Source organism: Comamonas sp. AG1104, from assembly GCF_003350425.1.
GTDB classification, from domain to species: Bacteria; Pseudomonadota; Gammaproteobacteria; order Burkholderiales; family Burkholderiaceae_C; genus Comamonas; species Comamonas testosteroni.
Window position 1 is genome coordinate 541,143 of record NZ_QQAS01000003.1, and the last position, 19,868, is coordinate 561,010.

Consider the following 19,868-nt stretch of genomic DNA (forward strand, 5'->3'; position numbering starts at 1 on the left):
CAGGAGAGCCATGCAGCGCAAATACCGGTTGATTCTGAGTCTGTCTGCGCTGCTGCTCATGGCTGCCAGCCCAGGTGCGCATGCGCGCGGCTATGCCTCCACTGGCAAATGCGGTATCTATCCGCGCCTGGCCATCACCAGCCCCTCAGGCACCTGCGTAGGGCTGATAGCCGACGACGCCCATGGCCTGCGCTTTCCGCGTCGCGTGCTGGAAATTGCGCCTGGCCGTATCTGGGTGCTGGACATGGGCAACTGGATGCCCCAGGTGGGCCAGCTGATCGAGCTGCGCCTACCGCCAGACGCGGCGACTCCCGCCAATGCCAACACCACGGCCAAGGCCGTGGAAGCCCGGGTGCTGCTGAGCAAGCTCAACTATCCTTCGGGCATGGTGCGCGGACCTGACGGCAAAATCTATATCGGCGAGGCCGACAAGATATGGCGCGCTGCGGTGCCTGCACTCGGACAGCCACCTCAGCCCGAGATGCTTGCCAGCGGCCTGCCGGCCGACGGCGCCCATCTGCTCAAGGAGCTGGCGTTTGCGCCGGACGGCAGCCTCTACGTCAATATGGGATCGGCCACCGATGCCTGCCGGGGTGAAGACCAGAAGCAACCCGTGCCCTGCCCCGAGCGCAGCACGGCCATGCCGCGCGCTGCCGTCTGGCGCCTGGTGCTGCAGGCTGGCAAGCAGCCCGTCAAGGAATTCAAACCCTTTGCCAGCGGCCTGCGCAACTCCATGGCGCTGGCCGTGATGCCTGACGGCCCAGCGGCTGGCACCGTCTGGCAAGGCGAAAACAATATCGACTACCGCGACCCCAAACAGCCGCCGGAAGAGCTCAACCTGCTGCGCGCCGGTGCCGACTACGGTTGGCCTTACTGCATAGGCGCACGCCAGAACGCACAAGGCTATGAAAAGCGCTTTGACTGCAGCAGGACCGAGGCGCCGCATATGCTCTGGCCCGCCCATGTGGCTCCGCTGCAAATGCTGGCCACGCCTGCGGGCAGCGCGTTTGGCGGGCAATTGCTGGTGGCCTGGCACGGCCAGCGCGCAGACGGTCAACGCATCGTGGGCTTTGCGCGTGATGGCAAGGGCCGCCCCTCAGGCAAGCCCATTCAATGGCTGAGCAACTGGGATGCCAGGCACGGACTGCGCCCCGGCGGCCGCCCCACGGGCATGGACATCGATCATGCAGGCCGCCTGCTGGTGGTGGAGGACTTCAACCGCAGCCTGCTAATGCTGATGAGTGAAGCGGGCACGGCGCCAAGACCCAAGTAACCCAGCTAACCCGGGCAAGGCGCTCAGTTCGACAGATCGCGCCCGCGCGCCAGAAACCTCGCGTACTCCTCGTCGGGGACAAACAGGCCTCCCGTGGTCCAGACGATATGTGTGGCGCTTGCCATGTGCGGCAGCAGCTTCTGGCGCTGCAGATAGTCCTGACCCGCAGCACTTTCCAGCAGGGCGCGCGGACCGCCAAATCCCGCTGCCGCCGATGGCTCGATCTGCAGCCCCTCTCTATCCTTCAGCAGGTAAAGATGGCGAAACAGGGTTTCGTCCTCCACCGTGAAAACTCCGCCGAGAAATCCGCGCACCACGTCGGCAGCCAGCTCCGATGCACGCGGCACGGCCAGGCCATCGGCCTCGGTCTGGTTGTTCAGGCCCAGCTCATAGACCGAAGGATGGGCTTCCAGACCAGGCAGCGCTGCAGCACCGGCCAGCATCTCCACCATGAAGCAGGGCGACTGCACGGGCTCGGCAAAAAAACAATGCACATGCGGCCCGAACGCCTGCTGCAGACCCAGCGCCACGCCACCGGGTGCGCCCCCCACGCCGCAGGGAATATAGACAAACAAAGGATGCGTTTCATCCACAGCAATCTTGTTCTCTGCAAGTTGCGCGACCAAGTGCGGAGCCGCCGCCGCATAGCCAAGCAGCAGCGAAAGCGAATGCTCGTCATCCACAAAGTGACAGTGCGCATCCTGGTCGGCCAGCTCGCGGCCTGCAGCAACGGCCTGGGCATAGTCACCGGCATGCTCCACCACCTGCACGCCACGGGCTCGCAGGCGCTGCTTTTTCCACTCTTTGGCATCGGCAGACATATGGACCGTCGCCTTGAAGCCCAGGCCCGAAGCCATGACGCCAATCGACAGGCCCAGATTGCCGGTGGAGCCTACCGCCACCTGATACCGGGCGAACATCGCACGCGCAGCATCGCAGGCCAGCTGCAGATAGTCGCCATCGGCCAGCAGGCCATGCTGCAAAGCGATCTGCTCCGCATACTCCAGCACCTCATGCACGCCACCGCGCGCCTTGATGGAGCCCGCTACTGGCAGGCTGTGATCGGCCTTGAGCCACAGCCGGCCCAGTTGCTCGGGCAGCTGCAAAGCCTGCTGCATCTGCGGCACGGGCAACAGCGCCGACTCAATACGTCCGCCAGACGCCTGCAGCTCTGGAAACAGCCGCGCCAGCAAGGGTGCAAAGCGTTCAAAACGCTGTACAGCCTGCTGAACCTCGACTGCGTCTATAGCGTGTGTGGAACGAGCCCCTTCGCTGCGCCCGGCCCATAGCGTGGGCCGGGCATCACGCAGGTCTTCAACAAGGTCGCGCAGTGCGAAGAAAGTCATGGCGGGCATCCATCGTCATACAAGAGCGCCATATTAGGGCCAATGGTGCATGCCAGACAGGTCCGCAAAAGCGCAGCATGGTCGCTATACCTCGCCCATGGCAGGGTCGCTGATCGTGTGCTGACCGGTTTCCACGCGACCGGCAAAGCGCCGGTAGTACGCCGGATCGCTGTTGCAGGTCACGGCAAAGTCATACCACTGGCCGCTGGCCTTCAGCTCCCAATGCCTTTCGGCGCTGGCGGCGGCGGCAACGCTAACCGTCCATGGACCGTCGCTCAGGTAGGCCATGGGCGTGATGGTGAACACTGCAGCCTGAGCGCCCTTGTTCATCAGATCCACGTAGACGTTGCCATTGGCGATGTCGTAGCAGACACGCACCTCGGGGGCGGCATTTGTACTGCCCAGGCGATTCAGGTCGCCCTTGAAGTGGCGGTGAAAACCGTTGGGGCCCAGCACCCAGAGGTCGTACTTGCCGAAGTTGTCACGCACGGCATCCCAGGTATCGGACAGCGTCTTGCCCGCTTCCACCATATAGCGGCGTGGCGTGCGATCGAGCTTGTAGCGGTCGTAGACATGGAAGACGGCCGCCTGCGTTCCGGTGTTGGCAAACACCAGCTCCACCTGGCTGTTGGCCTGACAGCGCGCACTGGTGTGCAGCTCGTAGGGCAAGGCGCGCGACGGACGCGTACCGACTGCCTGCAAAGGCAGTTGCATGTCGCGCGGCACCGGCACTGCAGGCAGCTTTTGCTGATCGGCACGCAGCTGGTCGGCGACACCGCGTGTGGATCTCCCGGCCAGCACGGGCAGTGTCTCGTTGTTCGGAGTCTTGAAGTTGAAGGTGCTCAGAAGATCTCCACATACCGCACGACGGAACGGGCTGATATTGGGCTCCTGCACGCCAAAGCGAGCCTCCAGAAAACGCAGCACCGACGTATGGTCGAACACCTGCGAGTTGACCCAGCCACCACGACTCCAGGGCGAGATCACATACAGCGGAACGCGCGGCCCGGGACCATAGACACGGCCATCGGGGGCCGGCTGGCTGCGGCTGCCCGCCGGTGCGCCATGCGTGAAGTACTCGGCCTGCAGATCGGCTTGCGGCAGCGTGGTCTTGCCTGCATAGGTCTTGTCGGCGTTCTGCGATGGCGCCGAGGGCGAAGGCATATGGTCGAAGTAGCCGTCGTTCTCATCGAAGTTGACCAGCAGCACGGTCTTGCTCCAGACCTCGGGATTGGCCGTCAGCGCGTCCAGCACCTCCTGCAAAAACCAGGCGCCCTGCACAGGGCTTGATGGGCCGGGGTGCTCGCAATAGATGGACGGTGCATTGACCCAGGACACCTGCGGCAGCTTGCCTTCGCGGATATCGCGCTTGAAGGCGTCCAGGTATTCCTCAGGCTTGTTGCCGGGCAAGGTGTTGGCAACGCCTTTGTACAGCGGATTGGCAGCGTTGTCGCTGGCCGCATCATAGGCGTGATAGGGCAAGGCCTGGCCGGTGTTGGTATACGGCGCATTGGGTGCACCGCCGCTGGAGACAGGAAAGCCGGAGGCCAGATTCGCCCGGCGAAAGTTCTGGAACGCCCCCAGCATGTTGTCGCCCCACTCGTCGGGCATGTTCTGGTAGCTGATCCAGCTCACCCCGGCTTCCTGCAGCCGCTCGGCATAGGTCTTCCATGTGTAGCCGGTGTTGGCATCGCTGGGCACGCCGTTGATGGCATCCCACTCGTTATTCACGAAGGCCACGTTCTGCGGTATGGCACCGTTGGTGCCTGTCATGTGAAATGACCGATTGGCGTCGGTGCCGGTGTGCATGGCGCAGTGGTAGGCATCGCAGATCGTGAAGGCATTGGCCAGCGCGAACTGGTAGGGCAGCTCCTGCTCCTTGAAATAGCCCATGGAGGTGTCCGTCTTGGCCACTGGCCAGCGCGACATGCGGCCGTTGTCCCAGGCCTGCTGACTGTCCAGCCAGGAATGGGGAGTGCCGGAAACGCGCTGCGCATTGTTGGCCGTTCCGTCCAGATGGTAAGGCGTGATGACCGTGCCGTTGGTACGCTCCTGCTGCCAGACCTTGCGGCCGTTGGGCATGGGAATCGTCATCCGGTCGCCAAAGCCGCGCACCCCCTTGAGCGTGCCGAAGTACTGATCGAAGGAGCGGTTTTCCTGCATCAGGATCACCACATGCTGCACATCCATGACCGTGCCCGTGGCATTGTTGGCGGGAATGGCCAGCGCACGGCGGATGCTGGGAGGAAAGGCGGCCAGTGCGGCAGCGGAAAAGGCGGCGTTCTTGCCGGCCTGCAAAAGATTGCGTCGCGAAATCATGGTAGGGCGTCTTGTCTGTCACTGCGCTCAGGGAGCACAGCGCATCTCCGGCTTGGCCGGCTCGGTGGGGTTCGTGGGATTGGTGGGATTGGTGGGGGTCGTCGGGGCAGGCGGGCTGTCATCGCTGCCACCACAGGCGGCCAGTGTGGCGGCCGTCAGGCACACGAGCGCCAGCGCCTTGATCAAACGCTTGTTTTGCATGGAGTCTTTCGCTTGGATGTCGACAGGTTTCGACCGGCAAGAATCTAGGCAAAGCTCGTGTCATCCCGATGACGTCCGTGTTTCAGTACGTTTCCTCGCATCGAGCCAGCGCTCAAGATTCGCGAGCCTTGCCCGGCACGAAGCGCCATGCAAAAAGGGCCGATGCATTTGCATCGGCCCTGTGCAGAAAACATCGAAACGCCAGTCAGAACGCTGGCACTTGCACGGCTACTGGCGCTTCTGGTAACCAAGTCTGTACAGCAGCGGAAGCACCAACAGCGTCAGCACCGTGGACGAGAGAATGCCGCCAATCACCACCGTGGCCAGCGGCCTTTGCACCTCTGCCCCCGTTCCCGTGGCAATCGCCATGGGCACAAAGCCCAGCGATGCCACCAGAGCCGTCATCAACACGGGACGCAGGCGCGTGAGCGCCCCTTCGGTGACGGCCTGTTCAACGCCCATGCCCTGCTCGCGCAGCGAACGGATATAGGCAATCATCACCAGGCCGTTGAGCACGGCCACGCCGCAGAGTGCGATAAAGCCGATGGCCGCCGAAATGGACAGCGGAATTCCGCGCAGCCACAGCGCCGCAATCCCGCCCGTCAATGCAAACGGAATGCCGGTGAAGACGATGAGACCGTCGCGTACATTGCCGAACATGGCAAACAACAGCGTGAACACCAGCACCAGCGCCACGGGCACCACGATCATCAGACGCTGGCGGGCCGACTCCAGGTTCTCGAAGGTTCCGCCCCAGCGTGTCCAGTAACCTGCAGGCAGCGCAACGCCTTCGAGTTCCTGCTGAGCCTGTGCCACGAAGGAGCCGATATCGCGCCCGCGCACGTTGGCGCTGACCACGATGCGGCGCTTGCCGTCCTCGCGGCTGACCTGATTGGGGCCTGGTGCCAGCTCCACCGTCGCCACCGATGACAGCGGCACAAAGCCCAGACGCCCGTCGCCGCCGCGCGGCAGCGCAATCGGCAGGCGGCCTATGCTGTCCACATCGCTGCGCATGGCCTCGGGCAGACGCACCTGGATGGCGAAACGTCGATCTCCCTCGAATACCGTGCCGGCCTCGCGCCCGCCGAATGCCGTGCTGATGGCATCTTGCACATCGCCCATGTTCAGACCGTAGCGCGAGGCTTTTTCACGGTCGATCTGCACCGTGAGCATGGGCAGGCCCGTGGTCTGCTCGACCTTGACCTCGGAAGCGCCAGGAATCTTCTGCAGCATGGCGGCCACGGCCTGCGCGGACTTTTCCAGCTGAGCCATGTCGTCGCCGAAGATCTTGACGGCCACATCGCTGCGCACGCCCGAGATCAGCTCATTGAAGCGCAGCTGAATCGGCTGCGAGAACTCGTAGTTGCTGCCCGGAATCCTTTCCACAGCCTCTTGTACGGCAGCCAGCAGATCGTCACGCGAGCGCGCCGGATCGGGCCATTGCTCACGCGGTTTGAGCATGATGTAGCCGTCCGAAATATTGGGCGGCATGGGATCGGAGGCGATCTCTGCCGTGCCGGTGCGCGCAAACACACGCTCGATTTCAGGGAACTGCTTTTTGAGCTCGCTCTCGATCTGCATCTGCATCTGCACCGACTGCGTCAGGCTTGTTCCCGGTATGCGCAACGCCTGGATCGCAAAGTCACCTTCATTGAGATTGGGCGCAAACTCGCTGCCCATGCGCGTAGCCAGCAACAGACTCAGGGCGACGATGACACTGGCCGCCGTCAACACCACTGCAGGTGCACGCATGACCTTGTCCAGCACCGGCGCATAGGCACGGCGCGCCCACTCCATCAGACGGTTTTCCTTCTCGGCCACCTTGTCGCCCATGAACAGCGCAATCGCGGCAGGGATGAAGGTGATCGACAGCAGCATGGCACCCAGCAGCGCGATCACCACCGTCAGCGCCATGGGGTGGAACATCTTTCCTTCCACACCGGTGAGCGCAAAAATGGGCAGATAGACCACCATGATGATGAGCTGACCGAACAGCAGCGGACGCCGTGCCTCCCTGGCTGCCGCAAACACTTCCTCGAAACGTTCGCTGCGGGTCAACGATCGGCCTGCTGCGGCCTGCGCATGGGCCAGACGGCGCACGCAGTTCTCCACAATCACCACCGCGCCGTCAATGATGATGCCGAAGTCCAGCGCCCCAAGGCTCATCAGGTTGGCGCTGACGCGCATCTGCACCATGCCCGTGAAGGTGAACAGCATGGACAGCGGAATGATGAGCGCCGTGATCAGCGCTGCCCGCAGATTGCCCAGGAACAGGAACAGAATCGCCACGACCAGCGCCGCGCCTTCGATCAGGTTTTTCTTGACCGTGGCAATGGCTTTGTCCACCAGATTGGTGCGGTCGTACACCGTCACGGCCTTCACGCCGGGCGGCAGGCTTTTGTTGATCACCTGCATGCGCTCATGCACGGCCTGCGCCACTGCACGGCTGTTCTCGCCAATCAGCATGAACACCGTACCCAGCACCACTTCGCGACCATTGTCCGTGGCAGCCCCCGTGCGCAGCTCGCGGCCCAGGCCCACATCGGCCAGATCGCGCACGCGAATTGGCTGACCTTGCGCCGACCCCACGATGACTTCGCGAATATCGGCAATGCCCCCCACCTGCCCCGGTGCGCGGATCAGATACTGCTCGCCCTGGCGCTCGATATAGCCGGCGCCCACATTGGCGTTGTTGCGCTCCAGCGCCGCGACGATGTCGGCCAGCGTGAAACCATAGGCCGCCAGCTTTTGCGGCTGCGGCGCCACCAGATATTCCTTGGCGAAGCCGCCAATGGAGTTGATCTCGGTCACGCCCGCCACATTGCGCAGCTGGGGCTTGATGACCCAGTCCTGGATCTCGCGCAGATCCATGGGTGTATAGGGCGAACCGTCAGGCTTGGTGGCGCCCTCATCGGCCTCCACGGTCCACAGATAGATCTCGCCCAGCCCCGTGGAGATAGGCCCCAGCGCAGGCGCGACGCCCGCCGGCAGGGCGTCGCGCGCCTGCTGCATGCGCTCGTTAACCAACTGGCGTGCAAAGTAGATGTCCGTGCCGTCCTTGAACACCACGGTCACCTGGGACAGGCCGTAGCGCGACAGCGAGCGGGTCTGCTCCAGCCCCGGCAGGCCGGCCATCACGGTCTCTATGGGAAAGGTGACGCGCTGCTCGGTCTCCAGCGGCGAATAACCGGGCGCCGAGGTATTGATCTGCACCTGCACATTGGTGATGTCTGGCACGGCATCGATGGGCAGGCGCTGGTAGTTGTAGATGCCAAGGCCCACCAGGGCCAGCGTGGCCAGCATGACCAGCCAGCGCTGGGCAATGGCAAAGCGGATGATGCGCTCAAACATTCAAACTCCAAATATCTTCATCTGCCCTGTCACACTGGCGCAATCCAAACCAGAGACACCGAGCAAGAGCCGCCTCGCGGCGGGGCCGCCCAGGCGAGGGGGTCGTCCCCCTTGGGGGAAGGCGCGCAGCGCCTCAGGGGGCAATCAATGCACATGCTCGGCCGTTGCCTTGCCAAGCTCGGACTTCAGGACGAAGGCCCCGTCCTTCACATAGCGCTGACCTGTACTCAGGCCCTGCAGCACTTCGGTGTTCTGGCCATCGGTCTTGCCCAGCTTCAGGGCCTGCGCCTTGAAGCCGCCGTCCACCGGCACAAACACCACGGGCTTGTCGCCGTCGATCTTCTGGATGGCCGCACTGGCCACCGTCACCGCTGCCTTCTGGCCGGATGCCGTCAGATCCACATTCACGAAGAGGCCCGGACGCCAGACGCCATCCGGGTTGTCCAGGGTGATGCGTGCCGGTGCCGTGCGGGTTTCCTGCCCTATCAAGGCGCCCACATAGGCCACCGTCCCCGTGGCTTTCGATTCAAAGGCCGTCGCACGCACAGTGGCCTGTTCGCCCACGCGCACAAAGGGCAGGTCGCTGGCTGCCACCTTCATTTCGGCCCAGACCGAACGCAGATCGGAGATGGTGAACACGGCCGTGCTGTCCTGTACGGCCTCACCCACGGAGAGATGCTTTTCCACCACCACCCCATCGAAGGGCGCGCGCAGCTCGAAGCGGTTCAGCGCCCCGGCAGAGCCTGAGCCGGCACCGATCGCAGCCAGCTTCTGCTGCGCATTGGCGAACGCGATCTCGGCCTCGCGCAGTGCCTGCTGGGCCTGCAGATAATCCTGCTCGGCCGAGATCTTTTCCTGCCACAGCTGCTTTTCGCGCTGATAGGTGGTGCCCGCCAGTGCGAGACGCTTTTGCGCGGCCATCAGCTCGCTGCGCTGCTCGGATACCGCAGGGCTGGTGAGGGTGGCCAGCAACTGCCCCTTCTTCACCACCTGCCCCAGATTGGCCGCCACGCTCTGCGCCACGCCCGCCACCCGCGGCACCACATGGGCCGTTCTGTCCTCGTTGAAGCGAATCTCGCCCGGCAACTGCAGCATGCTGGCTATCAACGCCGGGCCGGCCTCGGCCAGCGCCACGCCCGCAGCCCTGGCACGCTCTGCATCGAGTTTGAGCAGGCCCTCATCCTCATCATCGGCATGAGCGGATTCGGGCTTGACTGCGGGTTTTCCGGTGCTGGCAGCCTGTTCATGCCCAGGCTCGCTGCCATGGTCATGCCCCTCTTTTTCGTCATGTTCATGCCCGTTCTTTTCTTCATGGGCATGACTCTTGTCTGCAGCGCCGTGATCATGGCCTTCGGCGCTTACAGCCGCTGGCTGCGTACCGTAGACAATGGCTGCAGCAGCGGCCGCACCCAGCGCCAGGATGATGGCAATGGCAATCGCCGTGCGGCGGGGCTTAGGGGATGTGGAATTCATGATGCGTGCTTGTTCTTACTCAAGACCGGGCACATCGCCCAGTTGGCGGGTGATGTCGGCAGCCGCCTGATGGGTTGCCACCAGCTGCTCCAGATAGAGGCTACGTGCCTCGGCCAGCGTGCGCTGGGCATCCAGCACTTCCAGATAGCTGAACTTGCCCAGGGCAAAGCCCTTGGCAGCGACTTCGTAAGCAGATTCGGCCGCCGGCAAGACCTGCTGCGCCAGTTGCTCGGCCTGGGCCCGGCTGGTCTGCAGCTGCTCGCGTTGCTGCTGCAACTGTGCGTACATTTGCTGGCGCGTGGCCAGCATTTCGTCCTCGGCCTTGTCGGCCAGACGCAGTGCCTGCAGCTGATTGCCGCGGTTGCTGTCCAGAATCGGCAGCGGCACCGAGATACCCACTACCAGCTGATTGCGCCCCACTTCCTGTGCACGCTTCATGCCCAGGCTCACGCTGGGGTCAGGCAGGCGCCTGGCACGCTCGAGCTCGGCGACGGACCTGGCTTGAAAAACGGCCTGCTGCGCGCGCAGCATCTGCGGTGAATGCTCCAGCTTTTCCAGCATCAAGCCTTCATCGGGCAGCACCGGCAGTTGCGCCAGCTCCCCCACCGCGCTGCCAAATGCCGCAGGCTGCGCTCCCCACAGCGCCGCCAGCTGCTGACGTGCCACACGCAGACCGGAGCGCGCTTGCACCAGCGCCAGCTCGGCACTGCTCTCAGCCACACGGGCCTTGGTTTCCTCAAGCGGGGCCACCTTGCCTGCCAGCACGCGCTTGGCCGCAGCATCGCGGGCACTGCTGGCAATCTCCAGCGTCTTCTGATGCAGCTGCACGCGTTGCTGGCCGGCCAGCACATTGGCAAATGCCGTGCGCACATCGGCACGCAGGCCGGCCTGCGCGGCTTCCAGCTCGGCCCGGGCCAGTTCGCGACCATGCTCGGCCGCCTTCATGCGGGCCTCGCGCTTGCCGCCGATCTCTATGGACTGGTTCCATTGCAGGGTCATGGAGCGGGTTTCGCGGCGCGTGTCTTCCTGAGAATAGGCCAGCTCGGGATTGGGTCTGGCGCGACTCTGGATCAACGCCCCCTCGCTGGCCGCCAGAGCCTGCGCTGCCGCTCGCAGACTGGGGTTGTGTTCCATGGCCAGCGACAGTGCGGCCTGCAGGCTGATGGGAGCTGCTGTTGCTGTTGCTGTTGCTGTTGCTGGCGCAGCTTGTTGCGCCCAGGCACAAGGCACAAAAAGGCCCAAACCGCTGCCCAGCAACGCAGCGGCCGCCTTGGTGATGAATGTCATGGTGATGCTCCGCCGGCATGCCTGCCCTTCCATTGGCAGTCTTGTGCAAGCGGAGCAAATCTAGTCTCGTAGACCCCACAGGGTTCTGACCTCAAGATGACAAATTTGTCATCTTCGCAAACAACCGACTTGCTCGACAATCTGCGCATGAAGCTTCTAGTCATCGAGGACGAAACCAAACTCGCCGAGTACCTGCAAAAAGGCCTGGGCGAGGAAGGCTTTGTGGTCGATGCCGCGCACAACGGCATTGACGGCCTGCATCTGGCCACCGAGCAGCCTTACGATCTCATCATTCTGGACGGCATGCTGCCCGGCATAGACGGCCTGGCCGTGCTGGCGGCTCTGCGCCAGTCCCGCCAGACGCCGGTGCTCATGCTCACGGCCCGCGCCCAGGTGGAAGACCGCGTCAAAGGGCTGCAGGCCGGCGCCGATGACTATCTGGTCAAGCCTTTTGCATTTTCAGAGCTGGTGGCCCGCATTCATGCACTGCTGCGCCGCGGCCTGCAGGCTCAGGCCACGCCCGAAGCCACGGTACTGCGCATGGCCGATCTGGAGCTGGATCTGCTGCGTCACCGCGCCACGCGTGCGGGCCAGCGGCTGGACCTGACGGCCAAGGAATTCAATCTGCTGAGTCTGTTGCTGCGGCGCCAGGGCGAAGTGCTGTCACGCACCGAGCTGGCTTCCCAGGTCTGGGATATGAATTTCGACAGCGAAACCAATGTCGTCGAGGTCGCCGTGCGCCGCCTGCGTCTCAAGCTCGACGCGCCCTTCGAGCTGCCCCTGCTGCACACGGTACGCGGCATGGGCTATGTGCTGGAGCTTCGCCTTGATGTCTGATGGCCGGTGCTTACCATTCGCGTAGAGCGATCAGCTCCTCCACATCCGCATCTTCAAAACCATAAGCCTTGGCAATGGCCTCGAAGTCAGCTGCAATGCATTCACGTGCCGCCGTTTCTAGCTCACTGCCCTGCTCTTCGAACTCCGGCTGAAGATCGTTGAAACGCTCGGTCGCAGCATGGCTCAATCGATACAGCTGCTCCAGATTCTGCGGCTTTTGCTGCTCGATCTGCAGACACAGTTCGCGCAGAATATCCTCGCCCTTGCGCACCAGCTCTTCGGGGAAATAGCTGTCCTCGTACATCTCCAGCAAGAAGGCGTAGTTGTTCATGATGGCGTTATCAAGACTCATGGTCCATTCCTTTTTCCAGCAAACCGCAAACGATGAATCGTCCAGCATAGCAGCCACTCATGACCGCTGATCACGCCTCTCCAAGCACTCCTCAGATCCCGAACCTGAGCCGGCGGCTGTCGCGCTCGCTGGCCCTGCAGACCATGCTGGGCCTGGGCCTGGTCTGCGTGGCCGTTTACTGGGGCAGCTGGCTGGCCCTGGCCCAGCGACAGCAGGAAAGCCTGGAGCAAAAGCAAGTCACCGTCACCCATCTTCTGCAACAGGCGCGTGCCAACCGCTCCGCGTCCAGCATGCAGCACATGCTGTCCGACTTCCTCACGGGCCACGAGGATATGTCGATCCGCGTCAGCTATGCCAGTGGCGCGCTGCTGTTCGAGAAACTGCACCAGCCCCTCGACGATGTTCACAGCGCCCGGCGCAGCTTCAGCGTCGTGCTGCCAGCCCATGTGGATCCGCAGGAGCAGCAGGTCGTGCAGGTGCTGCTGATGCTGGACCGCCGCCCCGACGATGCCCTGCTGCGCCAGCTGGCCTGGATTCTGGGCCTGGCTGCCGTCAGCGGTGCGCTGCTGGTGTCGCTGCTCAGTGCCTGGCTGGTGCGCCGCGGGCTGGCGCCCCTGCATTCGCTGGTCGAGCAGACCCGGCAACTGGGTGCCAAGGATCTCACGCACGACTGGCAGACCAGACTTGACGACAGCAACCAGCCCCAGGAGCTGCGCCCGCTGATTGCCCAGTTCAACGCGCTGCTGGAGCGGCTGGCCGTGGCCTACCGCCAGATGGAGGCCTTCAACGCCGATGTGGCCCATGAGCTCAACACCCCGCTGACCACTCTCATCAGCAGCTGCGAGCTGGCTCTGCGCAAGCCCCGCGATGCGGGCGAGCTGCGCGACATCCTGGCCTCCAATCTGGAGGATCTGCAGCGCATGGCCGGCATCGTGGCGGATATGCTTTTTCTCTCTCACGCCGATCGCGGCGAGAGCGCGCACCGCATTCAGGTGGCCAGCCTGGCCAGCCTCGCGCACGAAGTGGTGGACTACCACGAGGCCGCGCTGCAGGAGGCCGATCTGCAGGTGCGGGTACAGGGCGATGCACAGGCCCAGGTCGATGCGCGTTTACTGCGCCGGGCGCTGTCCAATCTGCTGGGCAATGCCACCCGCTATGCCACGCCGGGAAGCCACATAGAAATACAGATCAGCTCGCCGCAGGCCGGCCAGGTCACGCTGGCGGTGCAGAACCAGGGGCAGGCCATTTCAGCCGAGCATCTGTCCAGGCTGTTTGACCGCTTCTACCGTGCAGACGCTGCCCGCAGCCAGGCCGATCGCAACCACGGCCTGGGCCTGTCCATCGTGGCCGCCATTGCACGCATGCACGGCGGACAGGCGTTTGCACGCTCCGACCTGTCCGTCACCAGCATCGGGCTGAGTCTGCCTGCGGACCTTAACGCATCAGCCCAGGCACCTGTTTCCGGAAGCAACCAGGCGTAAATGCCGGGGATGCCCACAAGCAGCACCGCGCGGGGATGACATGGAGCTGCGCGTCCCGGCCGCAAGATGGCCGGCCGTGTATCGCAGAAAGGAAACACCATGCATTGCTTGAGAAACGCTGCCTGCCTGGCCCTGGCCGCCAGCGCAGCTCTCGGCCTGCCCGCTCTGGCTCAGGGCCGGATTCCCGATATGCAGCAGGCCGGCGCCCTGCGCTACAGCTGCGGCGGCATAGGCGAGGACGAATCCACGCTCATGCGCGCCGCGATGAAGGACTACCCGCTGTCGCTGCTGTTTGCGCAAAAGGACGGCGCCTATCTGGCCAACGTGGCGGTCGAGGTCAGCTCAGCCAAGGACAGCAGCCGCTTCACGGCCAACGGCCCGGTCTGTCTGATCCAGCTGCCCGCCGGCAGCTACAAGATCACGGCCACCACCAAGGAAGGCAGCAGCCAGACCCAGGCGGCAGAGATCGGCAAGGGCCCGCATCAGCTGGACTTTCGCTACTAGCGGCAAGCCGCCGGCAGGCACCGGCAATGCCCCGGGCCTGTTCAGGGGCGATGCGCGCGGACGGGCTCGGCCGGGCCCTGCAATGAGGACAATAAGCGCCATGTCCCAAGATCAAGACGCATCCACCTATCAGGCCCATCTGCAGGCCGGCAACGCGCTGGTGCAGCAGGCCCAGAAGATTGCCACGCAGGACTTCGAGCAGGCCCGCGCATTCTGGCAGGCCGCCGGCAAGGAGTTCTATCTGGCTCACAAGGCCGATATGAGCGAGCCCGAAGCCGCCTTTCGCCTGGCACAGGCCTGGATGGCCGAGGCCCATGCCTTGCAAAAGGAAGAGAACAAGAACGCGCTGGTCATGTGGGCCAACGCCGCTGCGCAATGCGAGCTGGCCTTTGACCTGGAGCCCGAGAACGGCCGCATCGCCATGACGGCCGCCAGCTGCCATCTGTTTGCCGGCCAGGCCGATGCCGCCAAGGCCTGGCAGCTGATTGGCAAGCAGCTGCTGCCGCCCGAGCCTTCGGAGCCCGCTGCCTGATACTTTTGATAGCTTGCTGCGCTTAATAAAAAAGGGTTTCAATGCTTTTATGCATTGAAACCCTTTATTCATTGGCGAAAGCAGCTATTAACTTTGCTGTCTTTCGCGGAGCCTAGCGCTCGAATGCAGCGCGAATCTGCTGCGCATTGGCCCGCATGGCCTGGGGGCCGCTGCTGCCCAGCAAATACCAGAGCTGCGGATCGACGAACACCACTTGCTGCCTGCGGCCTGCACGGGTGTTCTTGATGGTGTCGTTGTCGAACAGCTCCCGCGACGGCACGACCGGCTTGCCGTCCTTGTCCCGGGTGCTGCCCGTGCCCGCATTGCGGTCGATCACGAACAGCCACTCGGGGTCAATCCTGGCGATATCTTCCATCTTCAGCGCAATGCCGCGCGCCTGCGCCGGATCTGCGGGCAAGGCGGGCTTGACGCCCAGCACGTCATGCAGCAGACCGAAGCGCGAGCCCGGGGTCTGTCCGCTCATATTCCGGTTGACGGCCAGCACCAGCAGGCCTGGCGCGGCCTTGGCCGCGGCAGCGCGGGTGGCCTGCACATCGCTGCGCACCTGCTGCATGAGCTGCGCGCCCTCATCCTGCTTGCCCCACAGGCTGGCCAGTGCGGTCACGTTGCGCTGCATATCGCCCAGCAAGTCCTGGCCCGAGGTGCTCAGGTCCAGCGTGGGCGCGATACGGCTCAGCGTTTCGTACTTGCTGGCCGAGCGGCCGGCCACCACGATCAGATCGGGGCGGATGCGGCTCAGCGCCTCGTAGTCGGGCTCGAACAGCGAGCCCGCCACCTGGTAACGGGCATCGGCGTAGCCGGCCAGATAGGCGGGGAAATGGGCCTTGGGCACGCCCGCCACCGGCAACTTGAGCGCCTGCATGGTGTCCAGCGAAGCCAGGTCGTACACCACCACGCGCTGAGGAGCCAGGGGCAGCTCGGTCACGCCCCTGGCATGCTCGACCTGGATACGGGCGGGCTGGGTCGCAGACGGCAAGGCCTGCGGCGTTTGCGCCCAGGCGGAGCCGGCCATCATCAGCAGTGCCACAGTGGCGGCGCGACGGCTGATCAGTTGTTGCATGAAGTACCTTGAAAAGCGGAAACAGAAGAAAAGTCGGCAGCCGGTTGCCGCGCATCCCGGCAACGGCTGCGATGACCAGGATCAGAACTTGACGTTCATGCCCAGCCAGTAGCGACGCCCATCAAGCACGGTGTCGTAATTGACACCGTCATAGATGACCTGCTTGTCCAGCAGGTTGTAGATGCCCGCGTACAGCGTGACGGTCTTGTTGAGCTTGTAGGAGCCGCCCAGATCCAGCATGGTGTAGCTCTTCTGGGTGAAGCTGCCCGAGGACGCTCCGCCCGTGGGGGCGCTTTCCTTGCCGCGGTAGGACGCCTTGAGCCAGCCGTTGAGCTGCCCGGTGGGGCTCCAGTCCAGCGAGACATTGAACAGATGGCGCGGCAGCTGGTTCAGCGGCATGCCGGCAAACTCGCCGCTCTTTTGCTCGGACTTGGTGAAGGTGTAGTTGGTCTTCAGGCGCAGCGTCCTGCTCAGTTGGGTTCCCAGCGAAGCCTCCAGGCCGCGCGTGATGGCGTTGTCCACATTGATGTTCGTGGTGGGCACGCGGCCCGAGCTGTTAAGCGGGCCGCAGCTGGGGCAGGCTACGCGCGTGATCTTGTCCTCGAACTCGTTGTCGAACACCGTCAGCCCCGCCGTGGTGCCGGCGCCGCTGTCGTAGAGCACGCCGATTTCCTTGGTCAGCGAGGTCTCGGGCTTCAGATCGGGATTGCCGTAGATATTGCCGCCACGGCTGCTCTGGCCCCAGTCACCCACGGTCTGGCGCAGCGACGGCGCGCGAAAGCCCGTGGAGACACCGCCCTTGACCGTCCACTGCGGGGCCAGATTCCACACGCCATACAGGCGCGGGCTGACCTGGCCGCCGGCCTGGCTGTCGTGGTCGTAGCGCAGGCCACCGGTCAGTGCAAAGTCCTTGTGCAGACGCCACTCGTCCTCGGCAAACACCGCCCACTGGCTGCGGTTGATGCTGGTGCGGCTGGCATTGGGCAAGGTGTTGGTGGTGGTGTCCGTCAGGTCCTGCTCGTTGTAGCTCACGCCCGTGGTCAGCAGATGGCTTGCCCCAAGCGGCGTCACCCAGCTGCTGTTGAACACCGTGTTCTTGATGGTCATGTCGCGCGACAGGTTGCGCGTCTTTTCCTGCTGCAGATAGGTGTCCGAGGACGCCCAGCCCCAGCGACCCTTGTGCTGCAGCGAGAAGTTGTCGCGCTCGAACTTGCGGTCGCTGAGTGCTGCCGTGGCCGCCAGCGTCTTGCCCGGTGTCGAGGTGTAGTGCTGCTTGCCCGTGCCCAGCTCGGCAATGATGTCGTGGTCCTTGTTGGGCGTCAGCGCAAGCTTGACGTTGAGCGCGCGGTTGTCGTAGTCGTTGTAGCCGTTGAGGATGTTGTCCTCGCCGCGCTTGTTGTAGTTGCCGTAGATGCTCAGCCCCAGCAGATCGGTCTGTATGGGGCCGGACAGATAGAAATTGCTCTGGTAGATATTGCCCGAGGAAGAGCGCTCCTGCAGTGTGGCCTCGGTGCGGATGGAGCCCATCCACTGTTTGGCCACCTTGCGCGTGATGATGTTGATCACGCCGCCCATGGCGTCCGAGCCGTAGAGCGAGGACATCGGGCCGCGCACCACCTCGATGCGCTCTATCGCCTCCAGCGGCGGCACCCAGCTCTGGTCGGTTCCGGTGGAGCCGTTGGCCTGGGTTTCTCGGGTGTTGGTGCGCTTGCCGTCCACCAGGATCAGCGTGTAGTTCACGCCCATGCCGCGCAGACTGATGTCGTTGGAGTTGTTGTCCGAAGGCACCAGATTCACGCCGGGCACGTCGCGCAGCGCATCGTGCAGATTGTTGTAGCTGCCTTTTTCCAGCTCTTCACGGGTGATGACGGAAATCGAGGCCGGCGCATCCTTGATCTCCTGCTCGAAGCCCGAGGCCGTCACCACCACGGTCTCCAGAGATTTCTCCTGAGCCGCCGTCAGCCCGTGGGTCAGCAGGCCGGCAGCCGCCAGCGCCATGCCCAGCATGGGACGCAGCGACCGGCAGGCTGTGGACAAAGGACGGGAAGACGAAGAGGCGCAGGCCGTGGCGAAGCCTGCAGCAGCGGCTGCATGAATTTGCATGATGAGTTTGGAAAAAGATGCACATCGACCAGGCACGGCTGCGCCCCATGGCGAGAGCCATGGACAACAGGTACAGGTCAGCGAAGCATTCGCGCTGTTGGAGTGATGAAGAAGGCAATCACGATCTGCGCATGAGATCGTCCTGGCTACACCATGCAGCGGGGCATGGCGGCATGCGGCCATTCAATGGGCACGCCTGGCTGAGTCAAAGATTACCGCAAGGTCTTCTTGTTGCGAATAGTTCTCATTGTAACCGTAACCAACAGACCTTCCAAAGAATTTTTACTGTTAAGTACTTTGACAAGGACTGACCAGCGCCGACTGGCACCGGCATGCTGCTCATAGCGCTTTATCCCAGCCAGGCCAGCAGGCTGCGCCACAAGGCTGCGGCATGCGAGATCAGAAACAGCAGCAAGCCGATGGCGCCGCCCACCAGCGTGCCGTTGATGCGTATGTACTGCAGATCCTTGCCGATATGCGCCTCGATCAGCGTGGCCAGCTGCTCGGCATCCCAGCGCTGCACGGTGTCCGCAATATGGCGGGCGATGAACTGCGAGACATCAGGCGCCAGCGTGGTCGCCCAGCGCTTGAGACGCTCGTTCATGGACTCGCGCAGCGCCTCGTCATGCGCCAGCGCCTGGCCCAGCCAGCGCCCCATCACGGCGGCGCGGCGCGCCATGGCCGAATTCTCGTCGGCCAGATCACGCTCCAGCCGGGCACGCCAGCCGGCCCATAGCTCGCGCAGATAGACGGCCAGTTTCTCGTCATGCAGCAGATAGTTGCGCAGTTTTTCCACCCTCTCGGCGTAGGCCGGGTCGTTCTGCAGACCGTCGATCAGGCGCTGTATGGAGCTGTCGAAGGCCTGGCGCAAACGGTGGCCGGGGTTCTGGGCCACGTCCTGCAGCAGGCTGTCCAGAGCGCTGGCAATCAGGCTCGCGCCCTTGTCGCTGAGCCAGTCGGTTGGCAGCATTTTTTCCTTGATCGGGTGCTCGCGCTTGAGCCAGACCACGATGGTCTGCGCGATCAGCACATGGGTCTGGTCCTGGCGCAGCACGCGGCTGATGCGCGCCAGCACATCGTCGAGCACCTCCTGGTGGCGCCCGCCCGCCGTCAGCCCCGACAGCAGCGAAGCGGCCGCGCGCGACAGATCCACATGCTGCATCACGGCCTTGAGCGACTGGGTCAGAAACTTCTCAACCTGCTTGTCCTGCACCATCTCCAGCGCTGCCAGCGCCAGCCGCGCCACCTGCCTGCCCAGCAGCTGGCTGTTGGCTGGGGCCGTCAGCCAGTCGGCCAGCGCCTGGGCCGGGTTGTTGCGCTCGATCAGCGCCACCAGCGAGGGCGCGTCGAGAAACTTGTCGCGCACGAAAGTGGCCAGGTTGCGCCCTATGCGATCCTTGTTGCGCGGGATGATGGCCGTGTGCCGCCCCACCAGCGGCAGCGGAATATGGCGAAACAGCGCCGAGACCGCAAACCAGTCGGCCAGTGCCCCCACCATGGCAGCCTCGCAGATGGCCCGCAGACACACCAGCCACAACGGCACGGCCTGGCCCTCCAGTCCCCAGCGCGAGCCCGCCAGCGCCGTGGCGATGAAGCCGGCCGTCACCAGCAGCAGCAAAATCAGCGGCAGCCGCTTGGCGCGCTGCAGGGACAGGCGTTGTTCTTCGGTGAGCATGGCGCAAGCATAGGCGAGTCGAGCCGGCTCGCCTATGCCCACGGCCCCGATGG

General features: G+C 63.9%; 15 protein-coding genes. 5 read left to right on the forward strand and 10 right to left on the reverse strand.

Translation table 11 applies throughout. The features are described from left to right. Nucleotides 1–10: 10 nt before the first annotated feature. Complete coding sequence (locus DFO48_RS10960) at nt 11–1,273, forward strand: sorbosone dehydrogenase family protein (protein WP_114863390.1); 1,263 nt, start codon at nt 11–13, stop codon at nt 1,271–1,273. Between the two features lie 23 nt (nt 1,274–1,296). Here the strand turns inward: DFO48_RS10960 and DFO48_RS10965 are convergent, their stop codons facing one another. The 6 genes from DFO48_RS10965 to DFO48_RS10985 form a co-directional block, all read right to left on the reverse strand. After that, complete coding sequence (locus DFO48_RS10965) at nt 1,297–2,619, reverse strand: D-serine ammonia-lyase (protein ID WP_233506374.1); 1,323 nt, start codon at nt 2,617–2,619, stop codon at nt 1,297–1,299. Between the two features lie 84 nt (nt 2,620–2,703). Further along, nucleotides 2,704–4,938, reverse strand: a complete 2,235-nt coding sequence (locus DFO48_RS10970; RefSeq protein WP_114863392.1) for a phosphocholine-specific phospholipase C — start codon at nt 4,936–4,938, stop codon at nt 2,704–2,706. A 27-nt stretch (nt 4,939–4,965) separates the two neighbouring features. Beyond that, entirely contained in the window at nt 4,966–5,139 is a 174-nt protein-coding gene (locus tag DFO48_RS25435; RefSeq protein WP_199406980.1) for a hypothetical protein, read from the reverse strand. Nucleotides 5,140–5,367: 228 nt separating this feature from the next. Then, nucleotides 5,368–8,490 carry an efflux RND transporter permease subunit gene (locus DFO48_RS10975; RefSeq protein WP_114863393.1) on the reverse strand — a complete coding sequence of 1,041 codons (3,123 nt, stop codon included), beginning with the start codon at nt 8,488–8,490 and terminating at the stop codon, nt 5,368–5,370. Between the two features lie 144 nt (nt 8,491–8,634). Continuing rightward, nucleotides 8,635–9,963, reverse strand: coding sequence for an efflux RND transporter periplasmic adaptor subunit (locus DFO48_RS10980; protein ID WP_114863394.1), 1,329 nt, complete (start codon nt 9,961–9,963; stop codon nt 8,635–8,637). A 15-nt stretch (nt 9,964–9,978) separates the two neighbouring features. Further along, nucleotides 9,979–11,250, reverse strand: a complete 1,272-nt coding sequence (locus DFO48_RS10985; RefSeq protein WP_114863395.1) for a TolC family protein — start codon at nt 11,248–11,250, stop codon at nt 9,979–9,981. Between the two features lie 147 nt (nt 11,251–11,397). Between DFO48_RS10985 and DFO48_RS10990 the strand changes: the two genes are divergently transcribed. After that, a complete protein-coding gene (locus DFO48_RS10990; protein WP_003073775.1) occupies nt 11,398–12,087 on the forward strand; it encodes a heavy metal response regulator transcription factor in 690 nt (229 codons plus the stop codon). 10 nt (nt 12,088–12,097) lie between these two features. Here DFO48_RS10990 and DFO48_RS10995 read toward each other — a convergent pair whose 3' ends face one another. Further along, nucleotides 12,098–12,439, reverse strand: coding sequence for a DUF5713 family protein (locus DFO48_RS10995; protein ID WP_114863522.1), 342 nt, complete (start codon nt 12,437–12,439; stop codon nt 12,098–12,100). Nucleotides 12,440–12,498: 59 nt separating this feature from the next. On the opposite strand from DFO48_RS10995, the gene DFO48_RS11000 reads away from it, so the two are divergent. The 3 genes from DFO48_RS11000 to DFO48_RS11010 all read left to right on the forward strand — a co-directional run bounded on the left by DFO48_RS11000 (nt 12,499) and on the right by DFO48_RS11010 (nt 14,956). Then, nucleotides 12,499–13,920 carry a heavy metal sensor histidine kinase gene (locus tag DFO48_RS11000; RefSeq protein ID WP_003073780.1) on the forward strand — a complete coding sequence of 474 codons (1,422 nt, stop codon included), beginning with the start codon at nt 12,499–12,501 and terminating at the stop codon, nt 13,918–13,920. Between the two features lie 99 nt (nt 13,921–14,019). Continuing rightward, a complete protein-coding gene (locus DFO48_RS11005; protein ID WP_042437610.1) occupies nt 14,020–14,424 on the forward strand; it encodes a hypothetical protein in 405 nt (134 codons plus the stop codon). 100 nt (nt 14,425–14,524) lie between these two features. Next, nucleotides 14,525–14,956 (forward strand): hypothetical protein, encoded by a 432-nt coding sequence (locus tag DFO48_RS11010; protein ID WP_003073784.1) that lies wholly within the window; start codon nt 14,525–14,527, stop codon nt 14,954–14,956. 112 nt (nt 14,957–15,068) lie between these two features. Here DFO48_RS11010 and DFO48_RS11015 read toward each other — a convergent pair whose 3' ends face one another. The 3 genes from DFO48_RS11015 to DFO48_RS11025 form a co-directional block, all read right to left on the reverse strand. Further along, the gene (locus DFO48_RS11015; protein ID WP_114863396.1) at nt 15,069–16,037 is read right to left on the reverse strand and encodes a siderophore ABC transporter substrate-binding protein; all 969 of its coding nucleotides are present in this window, start codon (nt 16,035–16,037) and stop codon (nt 15,069–15,071) included. Between the two features lie 81 nt (nt 16,038–16,118). Then, on the reverse strand, nt 16,119–18,140 hold the full coding sequence (locus DFO48_RS11020; protein ID WP_114863397.1) for a ligand-gated channel protein: 2,022 nt from the start codon (nt 18,138–18,140) through the stop codon (nt 16,119–16,121). Nucleotides 18,141–18,489: 349 nt separating this feature from the next. Next, the gene (locus DFO48_RS11025) at nt 18,490–19,815 is read right to left on the reverse strand and encodes a DUF445 domain-containing protein (protein ID WP_199406981.1); all 1,326 of its coding nucleotides are present in this window, start codon (nt 19,813–19,815) and stop codon (nt 18,490–18,492) included. Nucleotides 19,816–19,868: the final 53 nt, after the last annotated feature.

Bases quoted from the DNA above. Each gene is read 5' to 3' on its own strand.
- DFO48_RS10960 (WP_114863390.1), top strand. From the start codon at position 11: ATGCAGCGCAAATACCGGTTGATTCTGAGTCTGTCTGCGCTGCTGCTC.
- DFO48_RS10965 (WP_233506374.1), bottom strand. From the start codon at position 2,619: ATGACTTTCTTCGCACTGCGCGACCTTGTTGAAGACCTGCGTGATGCC.
- DFO48_RS10970 (WP_114863392.1), bottom strand. From the start codon at position 4,938: ATGATTTCGCGACGCAATCTTTTGCAGGCCGGCAAGAACGCCGCCTTT.
- DFO48_RS25435 (WP_199406980.1), bottom strand. From the start codon at position 5,139: ATGCAAAACAAGCGTTTGATCAAGGCGCTGGCGCTCGTGTGCCTGACG.
- DFO48_RS10975 (WP_114863393.1), bottom strand. From the start codon at position 8,490: ATGTTTGAGCGCATCATCCGCTTTGCCATTGCCCAGCGCTGGCTGGTC.
- DFO48_RS10980 (WP_114863394.1), bottom strand. From the start codon at position 9,963: ATGAATTCCACATCCCCTAAGCCCCGCCGCACGGCGATTGCCATTGCC.
- DFO48_RS10985 (WP_114863395.1), bottom strand. From the start codon at position 11,250: ATGACATTCATCACCAAGGCGGCCGCTGCGTTGCTGGGCAGCGGTTTG.
- DFO48_RS10990 (WP_003073775.1), top strand. From the start codon at position 11,398: ATGAAGCTTCTAGTCATCGAGGACGAAACCAAACTCGCCGAGTACCTG.
- DFO48_RS10995 (WP_114863522.1), bottom strand. From the start codon at position 12,439: ATGAGTCTTGATAACGCCATCATGAACAACTACGCCTTCTTGCTGGAG.
- DFO48_RS11000 (WP_003073780.1), top strand. From the start codon at position 12,499: ATGACCGCTGATCACGCCTCTCCAAGCACTCCTCAGATCCCGAACCTG.
- DFO48_RS11005 (WP_042437610.1), top strand. From the start codon at position 14,020: ATGCATTGCTTGAGAAACGCTGCCTGCCTGGCCCTGGCCGCCAGCGCA.
- DFO48_RS11010 (WP_003073784.1), top strand. From the start codon at position 14,525: ATGTCCCAAGATCAAGACGCATCCACCTATCAGGCCCATCTGCAGGCC.
- DFO48_RS11015 (WP_114863396.1), bottom strand. From the start codon at position 16,037: ATGCAACAACTGATCAGCCGTCGCGCCGCCACTGTGGCACTGCTGATG.
- DFO48_RS11020 (WP_114863397.1), bottom strand. From the start codon at position 18,140: ATGCAAATTCATGCAGCCGCTGCTGCAGGCTTCGCCACGGCCTGCGCC.
- DFO48_RS11025 (WP_199406981.1), bottom strand. From the start codon at position 19,815: ATGCTCACCGAAGAACAACGCCTGTCCCTGCAGCGCGCCAAGCGGCTG.